Source organism: Enterobacter sp. HMSC16D10 (assembly GCF_001807145.1).
GTDB classification, from domain to species: Bacteria; Pseudomonadota; Gammaproteobacteria; order Enterobacterales; family Enterobacteriaceae; genus Enterobacter; species Enterobacter roggenkampii.
The window spans coordinates 83,375-96,949 of sequence record NZ_KV787849.1 but is presented as its reverse complement, the minus strand read 5'-3'; the positions used below and the strand labels follow the sequence as shown (position 1 = coordinate 96,949).

Here is a 13,575-nt window from a genome sequence, read left to right as displayed (position 1 = left end):
GCCCGGTGGCGCTGCGCTTACCGGGCCTACGGGCGCGGTTGTCCGAGCCGCGCCACCCGGTTTATTTTTCCTGGGCCGCGGCCAACACGCTGTACAACAGCACGTTCGCCCCTTTTTCCGACCACTCCGGCAGGATCCTTTCCGCTTCGTTATGGCTGATGCCCTTCACGCAGGGGATAAAAATCATGCTGGCAGGGGCAATTTTGCTCACATAGCAGGCGTCGTGTCCCGCGCCGGAGACCATCGGTTTCGCCGAGTAGCCCAGTTCCGCTACGGCCTTCTCCGTGCGGGCCAGACATTCGGCATCAAACGCGATGGGCGCGTAGTCAAAGATGCGCTCAACGGCAGCCGCCACCCCGCGCAGGCTCAGGCTTTCAGCCACCTTATGCAGCGCCGCCTCCATGGCTTCCAGCGCCGTCTGCGCCGGATGGCGAAACTCCACGCTGCAGACCACCCGAGACGGCACGACGTTGCGCGAGTTTGGCGTAACCTGCGCCATACCGATCGTCGCCCGTCCGTCCGGCGCATGCCGATAGCCAATCTCCTCCACCTTCAGCGCCAGCTCCGCGAAGGCGGTCAGCGCGTCGCGGCGGCTGTGCATCGGCGTCGTTCCTGCATGGGCGGCAAATCCGTCCAGCGTCAGGGTGAACCAGCGCTGGCCCATTGCCGCGCGGACGAGCCCGATATCCAGACCTTCGTCCTCCAGAATCGGGCCCTGCTCGATGTGCAGCTCGTAGCAGGCGTGAACCGGAAACGCGCGGGCAGGGGCTTCACCCCGGTAGCCGATGCTTTCCAGGGCTTCACCCACGGTGATACCGTTGCTATCCGCGCGGGCATGGGCGTACGCTTCGCTAAATTGCCCCGTCCAGACCCCTGAAGAGAGCATGGCTGGCGCGAAGCGCGCGCCTTCTTCGTTGGTCCAGTTGACCAGCACAACGTCACGTTCTGTCTCAATGTGATGGTCGTTGAGGGTTCGCAGCAGCTCCAGCCCGGCCAGCACGCCGTAAACCCCGTCGTAGTTCCCCCCCAGCGGCTGCGTATCCACGTGCGAACCGGTCATGACCGGGGCAAGCTGCGGATTTTTCCCCGCACGACGGATAAACATATTGCCCATGCTGTCGACGTCACAGGTAAAACCGGCGTCCAGCGCCCAGTCGCGAAGCAGATGACGCGCAACGCGATCTTCCTCGCTCAGTGCCAGACGGGTGACGCCACCGGCGGGCGTGCCGCCGATCTGCGCCATCATCTCAAGCGTTGACCACAGCCGTTCGGCGTTGACGCGGATCATGGCTTGTCCTTACTGCTGCGGTAGCGGAAATCACAGCACGCGCCGCCCTGCATAATGGTGGTGGTGCGGGTTAGCTCTACGTCGGGCGCATAGCCCACGATGAATTTTTCATCGCGCGCGCAGGAGAGCAGGTGACCAATTTCGCCCAGCCCCATCTCGTGGTACATCTCCGCGTAGCGACAGCGGGTCACGTTGTAGTTGTACTGCTGGTCGTCGGCGTCGATCACCTTCACGTCCAGGGCGTTATCTTTCTCCCACAGATACTGCAGGGCGATAAAGCTCTTGATGTTTGCGCCGTTGGGTTCTTTGCTGGCAAACCCTTTGCCAGCGTCAATCGCGGCCTGCTCAATGGCCTCACCAATCACCGCCTGGGCGCGGGCTTTCCCTATCTCGCGCACCAGGATTTCATAAATTGGCTTAATAATTTCGGCTTCAATTTTGCGGCGGGCGAGAATGCCCAGCTCGTTATTATCACTCATCACATTGCCTCGCTGCGTTACTTCGCTTTTGCGCCGCCCAGCACGGTCTGCGGCTGCCATTTGCCGTCGACAACCTTATAGACCGTGAACGACGGCGATTTCAGGTTGCCCTCTTTATCAAACGCGATCTGTCCGGTAACGCCGGAATAGCTGATGGCGCGCAGGGCGGGCAGATAGTCGGACGGCTCAACGGAGTCTGCTTTTTCCATCGCCGCCACCAGCACGCGGGTGGCGTCATAGGCGAACGGGGCGTGCAGTTCGATATGGGTGTGGTAGCGGGACTGGTACGCCTGCTCGAACGCTTTACCACCCGGCATCTGGTCAACGGGCAGACCCGGCTCCAGCGCCACAACGCCTTCGCCTTCTTTCTGCGCCAGCTTGAGGAACGTCTGGCTGACGAATCCGCCTGCGCCCATCAGCGTGGCGTTCATGCCCAGCTGTTTGATGCGGCGCGCCAGCGGTGCGGCCTGGCTGTCGACGCCGCCGAAGAAGATCAGATCGGCGTTTTTACTGCGGATGGCGGTCAGTACGGCGCTGAAATCGACCGTTTTGTCATCCACGTACTGACGATCGACAATTTTCACGCCCTGCGCTTCCAGCGATTTAATAAACTGGTCTGCCAGACCCTGACCGAAGGCGGTACGGTCGTCGATCACCGCAATGCGTTTGGCTTTCAGGGTGTTAACCGCGTACTGACCGGCGAGCTGACCGCCGTCATCGTCGTGGCCCATCACGCGGAAGCTGGTGTCAAAACCCTGTTGGGTATAGGCATGACCGGTTGCGACCGGCGCCACCTGGGCGATACCCGCATCGTGATAAATGCGGGCCGCCGGAATGCTGGTGCCGGTATTCCAGTGACCGACCACGCCCGCCACGCCGCTATCCACCAGACGCTGCGCGACGGCTACGGCGGTGCGCGGGTCGGACTGATCGTCTTCGGACTGCAGTTTGAAGGTCACCGCTTTGCCGCCGATGGTCGGGTGCTGCTTGTTAATGTCGTCAATGGCCAGCTGCGCGCCGTTCTCCAGATCTTTCCCGATACGGGCAGACGGGCCGGTCAGCGGGCCTGCCAGACCGATGACCACGGTTTCACCGTCAGCGGCCCACGCGGACGTTGAGGCAAAACCACCGAGCAGAATAGCGGCGCTGAGCGCGCTGATTTTTACTGTTTTCATTGTATTTCCCTGATGTTGGCTGGTGTGGTTAAACGGGCATTTCGCCCAAATAAATCTGTGCAATCTGGTCGTCGTTGAGCAGCGCTGTCGATTCGCCATGATGAACAATGCTGCCGCTGTCCATCACCCACGCGCTGTCGGTCACCTCCAGCGCGAGCCGGGCGTTTTGTTCGATAAGCAGCAGGGCGACGCCGCGCTCGCGCAGCCCGGCAATAACGGCAAAAATGTTCTCGACCATCTTCGGGGCAAGGCCCATTGACGGCTCGTCGAGGATCAGCAGGCGCGGGCGGCTGAGCAGGGCGCGGTTAAGGGCCAGCAGCTGTTGCTCACCGCCGGACAGCAGCCCGGCAAGCTGATGCTGGCGTTCGCCCAGACGCGGGAAGCGCTCGAAAATTTCGTTCATCTCGCGCCTGACGGTGACAGTGTCACGCCTGAGCCAGGCTCCCATCTGCAGGTTTTCCAGTACCGTCATGCGGGAGAAGATCCCGCGGCCCTCCGGGACCATCACCAGCCCGTCGCGAAGCAGGGTCTCCGGACTCTGTTTGCGTACCGCTTTACCGCTGAAGTCAATGCTGCCGCTAAAGCTTTCCAGCCCGGTAATGGCGCGCACGGTGGAACTTTTCCCCGCGCCGTTAGCGCCGATCAGCGTAGCCTGTTCGCCCTCGCGCAGGGTAAAGGAGACATCGCGTACGGCCTGAATGCCGCCGTAATGCACGTCCAGACGTTCTACCTTCAGTAATTCAGACATGAGCGTGACCTCCAAGCCAGGCGGCGACCACTGCCGGGTCGCGCCGCACGCTTTCCGGCGTGCCGCTGGCGAGCGTTTTTCCGTAATCAAGGACCGTCAGGCGATCGCAGATGCCCATCACCAGCTTGACGTCATGCTCAATCATCAGCAGGGTTTTGCCGTCATCGCGGATGCGGATGAGCAGCTCGCCGAGCGCCACTTTTTCCGCCGCGTTCATCCCGGCAGCGGGTTCATCCAGCGCCAGCAGCAGCGGATCCGTTGCCAGCGCGCGGGCGATTTCAAGCCGACGCTGATGGCCATAGGCCAGGTCGCAGGCGCGATAGTGGGCGAACTGCGCAATGCCGGTATAGTCCAGCCAGTGCCAGGCCAGTTCGCGGGTCTGCTTCTCTTCCTCGCGGGCGCGTTTGTGGCGGCTCAGCGCGGCCCACAGGCCGTTACGGGTGCGCACGTGGCGGCCCACCATCACGTTTTCCAGCACCGACATGTCGTTGAAGAGGCGCACGTTCTGGAAGGTGCGCGCAATCCCGGCGGCGGTCACTTTCTCTATCTGCTTCGGGAAGTAGGGCTTATCGGCAATCGAAAATTCGCCGCTGTCCGCCGGATAAAGCCCGGTGATCAGGTTAAAGCAGGTGGTTTTTCCCGCGCCGTTGGGGCCGATCAGCCCGTAGATCTCGCCTCTGTTCACGGTAATCGAAACGTCATCCACGGCAGTCAGCCCGCCGAAGCGTTTTCTCATGTTGCGTACGGTTAACAGACTCATGCCTTCACCTCCTTGTGGCGTACCGGCCAGATGCCGGACGGGCGCACCAGCATCACCAGCACCAGTGCCAGACCGTAAAACAGCTGTCGCAACACTTCAGGATCAATCAGCACCGTACCGAACAGCGCCTGCTGCACCGGCGCTGCCTGGCTGCGCAGCAGTTCCGGCAGGGCGGTAAGCAGTACCGCGCCCAGGATCACGCCCGGAATGTGCCCCATACCGCCCAGCACCACCATCGCCAGTACGGCAATCGATTCCTGTAAGGTGAAGGATTCCGGGGAGACAAAGCCCTGAAACGCGCCGAAAAGCGCACCCGCTACGCCGCCAAAGGAGGCGCCCATCGCAAAGGCGAGCAGCTTATAGTTACGCACGTTGATGCCCATCGCACGGGCCACATCTTCATCCTCGCGGATGGCGTGCCAGGCGCGGCCGATACGGGAATGCTGCAGGCGCAGGCAGACGAAGACGATCGTGATAATCACCAGCATCAGCAGGTAGTACCACAGCCACAGCGCGGGTACTTTGAAACCAAACCAGTGGTATACGCCGCTGAACTTCAGGCCGAACAGGTTCAGCGTATCCACCCCGGTAATGCCCTTTGCGCCGTTGGTAATGTTTACCGGACGGTCGAGGTTACGCATCAGGATGCGGATAATTTCGCCAAAGCCGAGGGTCACTATCGCCAGGTAGTCCCCGCGCAGCTTCAGCGTGGGCGCACCGAGTAAAATCCCGCAGACGGCCGCCACGAGGGCGGCCAGCGGGATAATGAGCAGATACGAGGTGTGCAGCCCGTCCGGGAACCAGACGCCGAGGATCGGAAACACCTCCAGCAGGTGCGGGGAGGCCATCAGTGCCGCGAGGTAGGCGCCGACCGCGTAAAAGGCGATAAAGCCCATGTCCAGCAGGCCGGTATAGCCGACCACAATATTAAGCCCGAGCGCCAGCATGATGTAGAGCAGGGCGAAGTCGATGACGCGCACCCAGTAGTTGCCGCCAAGCTGCGTGGCCACCACGGGCGCAATCAGCAGCGCGAGGCAGAACAGGCTCATGCCTGACCAGAATTTGCGCGTCGTCGCCGGGGTCTGGAGTTGAAATGTTGTCATGGAATTCCTTACGCCCTGTTCGCCACGCGCTCGCCCAGCAGGCCAGCCGGACGGAAGACCAGCACCAGGATCAGCACCATAAAGGCAAAGACATCCTGATAGTTGCTGCCAAATACGCCGTGCGTCAGTTCACCCAGGTAGCCTGCGCCCAGCGCTTCGATAATGCCGAGCAGGATGCCGCCAATCATGGCGCCCCGAATGTTGCCAATGCCCCCCAGCACGGCGGCGGTAAAGGCCTTGATCCCAGGTAAAAAGCCCATCGAGAAGCTGGCGTTACCGTAGTTGCTAGCCATCATCACGCCTGCCAGCGCGGCAAACGCCCCGCCAATCGCAAACGTCAGGGTGATGATGGCGTTTGGGTTAACCCCCATCAGCGTGGCCACGCGCGGGTTTTCCGCCACGGCGCGCATGCCGCGCCCCAGACGGGTGTATTCCACCAGCAGCCACAGCCCGGTCATCACCGCCAGCGCAAGGACAACGGTGACGATACCGGTGACGGTGACGATGGCAGGAGGATGCGCTTCGCTGCCTGACGTGACGGCGATAGGGTCCATCGGCAGGATCTGCGGGAACATCAGCGGGTTGCGCGTCCAGATAATCATCGCCACGGTTTGCAGCAGGACCGAAACGCCGATACCCGAGATCAGCGGCGCGAGGCGCGGGGCGTTGCGCAGTCGACGGTAGGCAAAGCGTTCCACGGCCATCGCCAGCAGGGCGCAGACGGCCATGGCAATCATCAGGGCAACGCCGAGCTGCAACAGCTGCGGCATATGCGGGAAGGTGGTATTCAGGGCGTTCATGGCGGAGAGCGTGGTGAGCGCGCCGACCATCAGAATATCGCCGTGAGCAAAGTTAATAATGCGCAAAATGCCATACACCATGGTATAGCCCAGCGCGATCAGCGCGTAGATGCTTCCCAGCATCACACCGTTGATCAGTTGTTGTATGAGTGTATCCAACGTCTGTACCCGCTAAGTGCTCGTTCTGCGGCTACCATCCAATAAATGAATAAAATTGTAAAATACGCATCTATTATTTCTTATGATAAATAGATATTGTTCTATCTTTATGATTTATATAAATATAATGAAGACCTGTTTTTGGGTGAAAAGCCTAAAGAAATCAACATATGAATAAAACAGAACAATTAGTTGGCCTGCCTGCGTATGCAGAAAGTCGCCTTGCAAACGATCCGCCGCTTCGGGCTGTGCGTGCCTTTGAGGCCATCGCCCGGCTGGGCAGCGTCACGCTGGCCGCGCAGGAGCTGGACATTTCTCCGTCGGCCGTCAGCCATCAGCTCAGGGTACTCGAAGGGTACCTGCAAATGCCGCTGACGGAGCGTCAGGGGCGCAGGCTGGTGCTGAGCCAGCACGGGCGTGAATACTACCGCTCGATCCGTGCTGCGTTTAACGTGCTGCGCCAGGCGACGGAGCACCTGGCGGAGCAGGCGCAAACGCGTCAGGTCACCATCAGCCTGATCCCGCTTTTTGGTATGGGGTGGTTTATCCCGCGCTTGCCTGCGTTCATGCGCGCCAACCCGCAGACCGAGATCAACGTGGTGTATGCCAACCATCGTAACTATCTGAGCGACGCATCGGATATGTCGATTCGTTTTGGCAACGGCCAGTGGGCGGGCTATCAGAGTGAAAAGCTGATTTCCGGACAGATGGTGCCGGTGTGCAGCCGCGCGTTTTTGCGCATTCACGGCCATATCGACACGCCTGAGCAACTGCTGCAGATGCCGCTGCTGCACGATGAGGAGCGCACGACGTGGGCGCAGTGGTTTGTACAGCATGGGGTGAAGCGTCCCGTTCGCCGCAGCGGTCCAATGTTTGAGGACGGTCTGCTGACGCTGGCGGGCGTACAGGCGGGTCTGGGGTGCGCGCTGATGCGGGAGCCGCTGATTGCGCCGTATCTTGAGAGCGGCGAGCTGGTGAAGATCTTTGACCTACCGATTGATGACGGACGCGACTACTACCTCTGCGTGCGCTCAGATTCAGAGATGACCGAGGACGGCAAGCTGCTGCAAAACTGGCTGCGACGGGCAGCGGGCGGGGAGTCGTCTGGCGGGTAAAAGAGGGCGATAAAAAAGCCAGCTGTTCAGCTGGCTTTTGGAGAGACAAGATTTAGAACTGGTAGGTCAGACCCAGCGCTACGATGTTGTCGGTACCGATGCCTGCCTGGCGAGTGAACTTGTTGTCATCGAGCAGGTTGATTTTGTAATCCACGTAGGTGGACATGTTTTTGTTAAAATAATAGGTCGTGCCAACATCGATGTATTTCACCAGATCCTGGTCGCCGAAGTTTTCGATGTCTTTGCCTTTAGACTGCAGGTAAGCGATAGACGGACGCAGGCCAAAGTCGAACTGATACTGGGCCACAACTTCGAAGTTTTGCGCCTTATTTGCAAAGCCGTAAATGTCGGTACGCTTGTTGTTAGAGGTACCGAAACGGGTTGCATTGTAGGTCTGAGAGTATTGCGCCGCGAGGTAAATGTTGTTCGCGTCGTATTTCACACCACCGCTGTATACTTCTGCGCGGTCGCCTTCACCGTATACGCCAGCCGCATTCTGGTCAGCGGTACGACGGGAGGAGGACATTGCACCACCTACGCTGAAGCCTTCGCCCAGATCGTAAGTCAGGGATGCGCCATAGCCGTCACCGTTCTGGTTCAGCAGGCTGCGGCCGCTGGTGTTTTCACCGCTTACGCTGCCGTTTTTACCCTGATACTGCAGAGCAAAGTTCAGGCCGTCAACCAGACCGAAGAAGTCCTGGTTACGGTAGGTTGCCACGCCGTTAGCACGAGACTGCATGAAGTTGTCGGCACCGTAGGTGTCACCGCCGAATTCTGGCAGAACGTCGGTCCAGGAGGTCACGTCGTAAATCACGCCGTAGTTACGACCATAATCGAATGAACCTGCTTCCGCGAACTTCAGACCTGCAAACGCCACACGAGTCCAGGACTGGTTGTCGCCTTCGTCTTTGTTGCCCTGAATCTGGTATTCCCACTGGCCGTAACCGGACAGCTGATCGTTAACCTGGGTTTCACCCTTGAAGCCGATACGCATGTAGGTTTTATCGCCATCTGCGCCAGCATCATCAGAGAAATAGTGCAGACCTGTCACTTTACCGTACAGATCCAGTTTGTTACCGTCTTTGTTGTAAATTTCGGCAGCGTTAACAACGCCTGCTGCCAGCATGGAAGTGACTGCCACTGCAACTAATTTAAGTTTCATCTTAAATGTTCCTTATAATTTTTTTCGGTATTTCCTGAACCACTTTGAACGATTTCTAAACGAGGCTGTTCGTCAATGGCATGCTATTCTTAAAAATCTCGTAGTCTTATTTCAATAATAAGTTTCAAAATATTAGAGATAATTTCAATTAGTGTGATCTCGATCGTGTGAGAAGGCGATCATTCAAACAATATGGTCGGAATTTATACGATTAATAGTTATTTAGTCAGTGGGATTATTGCTTTTACTATAATTTCTGATGGTTTTTGTTTATCGCGTTAAATTTCGCAATTTCCGAGGGTTTAATGATGGTGGTATTGCTGCTTTTCTTTAAAAACAATGGGTTATTTGATTTTTCAGCGTCTATTCCGCATATTATCATAAAACTGTCAGAGCTGAATTATTGCGCGCCATGCTATCCTGAGCGTTAATATTCATTACTCACTAATTTCATTGGGTTGTCAGTTTGTGTCAGCTCGCTTCAGGTGGCTTTACAGAAGGCGTTCAATATAAACCGAACTTAAACAGATGCTCTATTATCATGATAAATATTCTGATGTCTGATCACATTTTAAATTTATGTTAATTATGTTGCCGGGTTGAAATTCCCCCGGCCAGTCGAGCAGCGTTATTTTCGTGTGGCGTACCAGCAGAGCAACGACCCGGCGCAGACCATCAGCGCGCCTTGCCAGAACGAGAATGACAGGGGGGAGCTTAGCACCGCGGCGGCAAGCGCGGCAGAAAGCACGGGGGTAAAATAGGATACGGCAGCCAGAACCGTGACGTTACCGTGCAGGATGCCAATATTCCAGGCGGCGTAACCAAACCCAAGCGCGATACCGCACATAACCAGCTTCACTGCTACCGGAAGCGTGAACACCATGTCGGGCTGATCGCTCAGGGCATATTTCACCCACAGACTCAGCGCGGTCAGCAAAACAAACAGGGTGATGCCGTTTTGCCCTTTCGCAAATTTGCTGGTGACGGTGCAATAGGCGGCCCAGATAAAGGCCCCGGCAAACGCCAGCGCATAGCTCAGAGGGCTGGAAACGACATTCCGGGTTATTTCCTCAAGGTGTAATCCTTCTTCGCCGCCCAATACCCAGCACACGCCCAGCAGAGAAATGAGCAAGCCGGGGATCACCCACAGGGTAGACTTTTGCCCATTGAACAAAATCGCAAATACGATCGTCAGGCTCGGCCAAAGGTAATTGACCATGCCCACTTCAATCGCCTGCGATCGTGTTGCGGCATAGCCCAGCGACAGCGCCAGACATATTTCGTAGCTGACAAATAAAACGCTGCCGGCAATAAGATAGCGGGGAGAAAACCGTCGTATATCAGGAAATCCTACCGTCACCAGACACAGTAATCCGCTGAGGGTGTAGATCATCGCGGCACCGCCAACAGGGCCCAATCCCTCACTCACGCTGCGAATAAGGCCGACCATGGTGCTCCATAACAGTATTGCCGCCAGCCCAAGAAGCGTTGCTCTCTTTCTGTCCATTACTCGCCATCACAATAAAAATTAAAGGAAAAATGTATCGCATTACGCCTGTCGCTGTCGTGAATTATTCTCTTAAGCCGTTAATCAAAAAGGGGTAATGAAACGTTGCGGAGGTGACTATTAAGGGGGGGAAGGCTGATGACCTTGATTTGACGCAAAAAAATCAGGGGCTTTGCTGTTAGTTTGCGGCGCGAAGTCTTTTCAGATAACGAGGACAGCAATGGACGTCAGCCGCAGACAATTTTTTAAAATCTGCGCGGGCGGTATGGCCGGAACAACAGCCGCAATGCTGGGATTTGCTCCCAAAATGGCGCTGGCTCAGGCACGCAACTATAAACTGCTGCGCGCCAAAGAGATCCGTAACACCTGCACATACTGCTCCGTGGGTTGTGGGCTTTTAATGTATAGCCTGGGCGATGGCGCGAAGAACGCCAGAGAAGCGATTTATCACATTGAAGGGGATCCGGATCATCCGGTGAGCCGCGGGGCGTTATGCCCGAAAGGGGCGGGGCTGCTGGACTACGTCCACAGCGAAAACCGCCTGCGCTACCCCGAATACCGCGCGCCGGGCTCCGACAAATGGCAGCGTATCTCCTGGGATGAGGCCTTCTCCCGTATTGCGAAATTGATGAAAGCCGACCGCGACGCCAACTTTATTGAAAAGAATGCGCAGGGCGTGACGGTCAACCGCTGGCTTTCCACCGGCATGCTATGCGCCTCGGCAGCCAGTAATGAAACCGGCATGCTGACGCAAAAATTTGTGCGCTCGCTCGGCATGCTGGCGGTAGACAACCAGGCGCGCGTCTGACACGGACCAACGGTAGCAAGTCTTGCTCCAACATTTGGTCGCGGTGCGATGACCAACCACTGGGTTGATATCAAAAACGCGAACGTCGTGGTGGTGATGGGCGGTAACGCCGCTGAAGCCCATCCGGTGGGGTTCCGCTGGGCGATGGAAGCGAAAAACAACAACGATGCGACGCTTATCGTCGTCGATCCGCGCTTTACGCGTACGGCATCGGTGGCCGATATCTATGCGCCGATCCGCTCCGGTACGGACATTACGTTCCTGTCCGGCGTGCTGCTGTACCTGATCGAAAACAACAAAATCAACGCGGACTACGTTAAGCACTACACCAACGCGAACCTGCTGGTGCGGGATGATTTTGCCTTCGAAGACGGGCTGTTTAGCGGCTATGACGCCGAAAAACGCCAGTACGATAAAACGTCCTGGAACTATCAGTTCGATGAAAACGGCTATGCGATGCGCGATGAAACGCTCACGCATCCGCGCTGCGTGTGGAACCTGCTGAAGCAGCACGTCTCCCGCTATACGCCGGACGTCGTGGAGAACATCTGCGGCACGCCGAAAGCGGACTTCCTGAAGGTGTGTGAAGTGCTGGCTTCCACCAGCGCCGCCGACAGAACCACCACGTTCCTGTACGCGCTGGGCTGGACGCAGCACACCGTGGGCGCGCAGAACATCCGTACCATGGCGATGATCCAGCTGCTGCTCGGCAACATGGGCATGGCGGGGGGCGGCGTGAACGCGCTGCGCGGCCACTCAAACATTCAGGGCCTGACCGATCTCGGTCTGCTCTCCACCAGCCTGCCGGGCTACCTGACGCTGCCGTCTGAAAAGCAGGCCGATCTGCAAGCATATCTTGAGGCCAATACGCCAAAAGCGACGCTGCCGGATCAGGTGAACTACTGGAGCAACTATCCGAAGTTCTACGTCAGCCTGATGAAATCCTTCTACGGCGATGCGGCGCAGAAAGAGAACGACTGGGGCTTTGAGTGGCTGCCGAAGTGGGATCAGGCTTATGACGTCATCAAGTATTTCAACATGATGGATAAGGGCGACGTCACGGGGTATATCTGCCAGGGCTTCAACCCGGTGGCCTCCTTCCCGGACAAGAACAAAGTCGTTCGCAGCCTGAGCAAGCTGAAGTACATGGTGGTTATCGATCCGCTGGTGACCGAGACCTCCACCTTCTGGCAGAACCACGGGGAATCGAACGATGTCGATCCGGCCTCGATTCAGACCGAAGTGTTCCGCCTGCCGTCCACCTGCTTTGCGGAAGAGGACGGCTCCATTGCCAACTCCGGCCGCTGGCTGCAGTGGCACTGGAAAGGCCAGGACGCGCCGGGCGAAGCGCGAAACGACGGCGAGATCCTCGCCGGGATTTACCACCGTCTGCGCGAAATGTACCGCACTGAAGGCGGCAAAGGCGCTGAGCCGCTGCTGAAGATGAGCTGGCACTACAAGCAGCCGGATCGTCCTGAATCCGAAGAGGTCGCGAAAGAGAACAACGGCGTGGCGCTGGCGGATCTGTATGACGCAAACGGCAATCTGGTGGCGAAGAAAGGCCAGCTGCTGAACAGCTTCGCGCTGCTGCGTGACGACGGTACCACGGCATCGTCCTGCTGGATCTACACCGGTAGCTGGACGGAGCAGGGTAACCAGATGGCGAATCGCGACAACGCCGATCCGTCAGGTCTGGGCAACACCCTGGGCTGGGCATGGGCGTGGCCGCTGAACCGTCGCGTGCTGTACAACCGTGCGTCCGCCGACGTGAACGGCAAGCCGTGGGATCCGAAACGGATGCTGATCCAGTGGAACGGGACGAAGTGGACGGGGAACGACATCCCGGACTACAGCACCGCCGCGCCGGGCAGCAACACCGGGCCGTTTATCATGCAGCCGGAAGGGCTGGGGCGCCTGTTCGCCCTCAACAAGCTGGCGGAAGGGCCGTTCCCGGAACACTACGAGCCGATGGAAACGCCGCTCGGCACCAACCCGCTGCACCCGAACGTGGTCTCCAGCCCGGTGGTGCGGATCTACGAAGACGACGTGCTGCGCCTGGGCAAAAAGGACAAGTTCCCGTACGTAGGGACGACCTACCGCCTGACCGAGCATTTCCATACCTGGACCAAGCACGCGCGGCTTAACGCCATCGCGCAGCCGGAACAGTTTGTGGAAATAAGCGAAACGCTGGCGAAGGCGAAAGGCATCGCCAACGGCGACCGCGTGAAGGTGAGCAGCAAGCGCGGCTTTATCCGAGCGGTGGCGGTGGTCACCCGCCGCCTGCAGTCGCTGAACGTGCACGGCCAGCAGGTGGAAACCGTCGGTATTCCGCTGCACTGGGGCTTTGAAGGGGTGGCGCAGAAAGGCTATATCGCCAACACCCTGACGCCAAACGTCGGCGATTCCAACTCGCAAACGCCGGAGTACAAAGCGTTTCTGGTCAACATCGAGAAAGCGTAAGGAGCGATTAA

The 13,575-nt window shown here is 58.0% G+C and carries 11 protein-coding genes; 2 read left to right on the top strand and 9 right to left on the bottom strand.

Features of this window, described 5'->3' with window-relative positions; genetic code table 11:
- Nucleotides 1-61: 61 nt before the first annotated feature.
- The 7 genes from HMPREF3143_RS06110 to HMPREF3143_RS06080 are packed head-to-tail and all read right to left on the bottom strand — an operon-like array spanning nt 62 to nt 6,512.
- Nucleotides 62-1,288, bottom strand: a complete 1,227-nt coding sequence (locus tag HMPREF3143_RS06110; RefSeq protein WP_070532224.1) for a Zn-dependent hydrolase — start codon at nt 1,286-1,288, stop codon at nt 62-64.
- Nucleotides 1,285-1,767, bottom strand: coding sequence for an L-2-amino-thiazoline-4-carboxylic acid hydrolase (locus tag HMPREF3143_RS06105; protein ID WP_025910964.1), 483 nt, complete (start codon nt 1,765-1,767; stop codon nt 1,285-1,287). Before HMPREF3143_RS06105 ends, HMPREF3143_RS06110 begins: the two co-directional genes overlap by 4 nt.
- Before the next feature lie 17 nt (nt 1,768-1,784).
- Nucleotides 1,785-2,942, bottom strand: coding sequence for a branched-chain amino acid ABC transporter substrate-binding protein (locus tag HMPREF3143_RS06100; RefSeq protein WP_039025279.1), 1,158 nt, complete (start codon nt 2,940-2,942; stop codon nt 1,785-1,787).
- 28 nt (nt 2,943-2,970) lie between these two features.
- A complete protein-coding gene (locus HMPREF3143_RS06095) occupies nt 2,971-3,690 on the bottom strand; it encodes an ABC transporter ATP-binding protein (RefSeq protein ID WP_059364467.1) in 720 nt (239 codons plus the stop codon).
- Nucleotides 3,683-4,450, bottom strand: a complete 768-nt coding sequence (locus HMPREF3143_RS06090) for an ABC transporter ATP-binding protein (RefSeq protein ID WP_070532219.1) — start codon at nt 4,448-4,450, stop codon at nt 3,683-3,685. Before HMPREF3143_RS06090 ends, HMPREF3143_RS06095 begins: the two co-directional genes overlap by 8 nt.
- The gene (locus tag HMPREF3143_RS06085; protein WP_070532216.1) at nt 4,447-5,553 is read right to left on the bottom strand and encodes a branched-chain amino acid ABC transporter permease; all 1,107 of its coding nucleotides are present in this window, start codon (nt 5,551-5,553) and stop codon (nt 4,447-4,449) included. Before HMPREF3143_RS06085 ends, HMPREF3143_RS06090 begins: the two co-directional genes overlap by 4 nt.
- 8 nt (nt 5,554-5,561) lie before the next feature.
- Nucleotides 5,562-6,512, bottom strand: coding sequence for a branched-chain amino acid ABC transporter permease (locus HMPREF3143_RS06080; protein ID WP_032651944.1), 951 nt, complete (start codon nt 6,510-6,512; stop codon nt 5,562-5,564).
- Between the two features lie 170 nt (nt 6,513-6,682).
- On the opposite strand from HMPREF3143_RS06080, the gene HMPREF3143_RS06075 reads away from it, so the two are divergent.
- The gene (locus HMPREF3143_RS06075) at nt 6,683-7,627 is read left to right on the top strand and encodes a LysR substrate-binding domain-containing protein (protein ID WP_047748869.1); all 945 of its coding nucleotides are present in this window, start codon (nt 6,683-6,685) and stop codon (nt 7,625-7,627) included.
- A 52-nt stretch (nt 7,628-7,679) separates the two neighbouring features.
- Here the strand turns inward: HMPREF3143_RS06075 and HMPREF3143_RS06070 are convergent, their stop codons facing one another.
- Nucleotides 7,680-8,789 carry a porin OmpC gene (locus tag HMPREF3143_RS06070; protein ID WP_058654485.1) on the bottom strand — a complete coding sequence of 370 codons (1,110 nt, stop codon included), beginning with the start codon at nt 8,787-8,789 and terminating at the stop codon, nt 7,680-7,682.
- 628 nt (nt 8,790-9,417) lie between these two features.
- The gene (gene yddG / locus HMPREF3143_RS06065; RefSeq protein WP_070532212.1) at nt 9,418-10,296 is read right to left on the bottom strand and encodes an aromatic amino acid DMT transporter YddG; all 879 of its coding nucleotides are present in this window, start codon (nt 10,294-10,296) and stop codon (nt 9,418-9,420) included.
- 220 nt (nt 10,297-10,516) lie between these two features.
- Here yddG and fdnG point away from each other — a divergent pair, with 220 nt between their 5' ends.
- Complete coding sequence (gene fdnG / locus HMPREF3143_RS06055) at nt 10,517-13,564, top strand: formate dehydrogenase-N subunit alpha (protein ID WP_114138874.1); 3,048 nt, start codon at nt 10,517-10,519, stop codon at nt 13,562-13,564.
- Nucleotides 13,565-13,575: the final 11 nt, after the last annotated feature.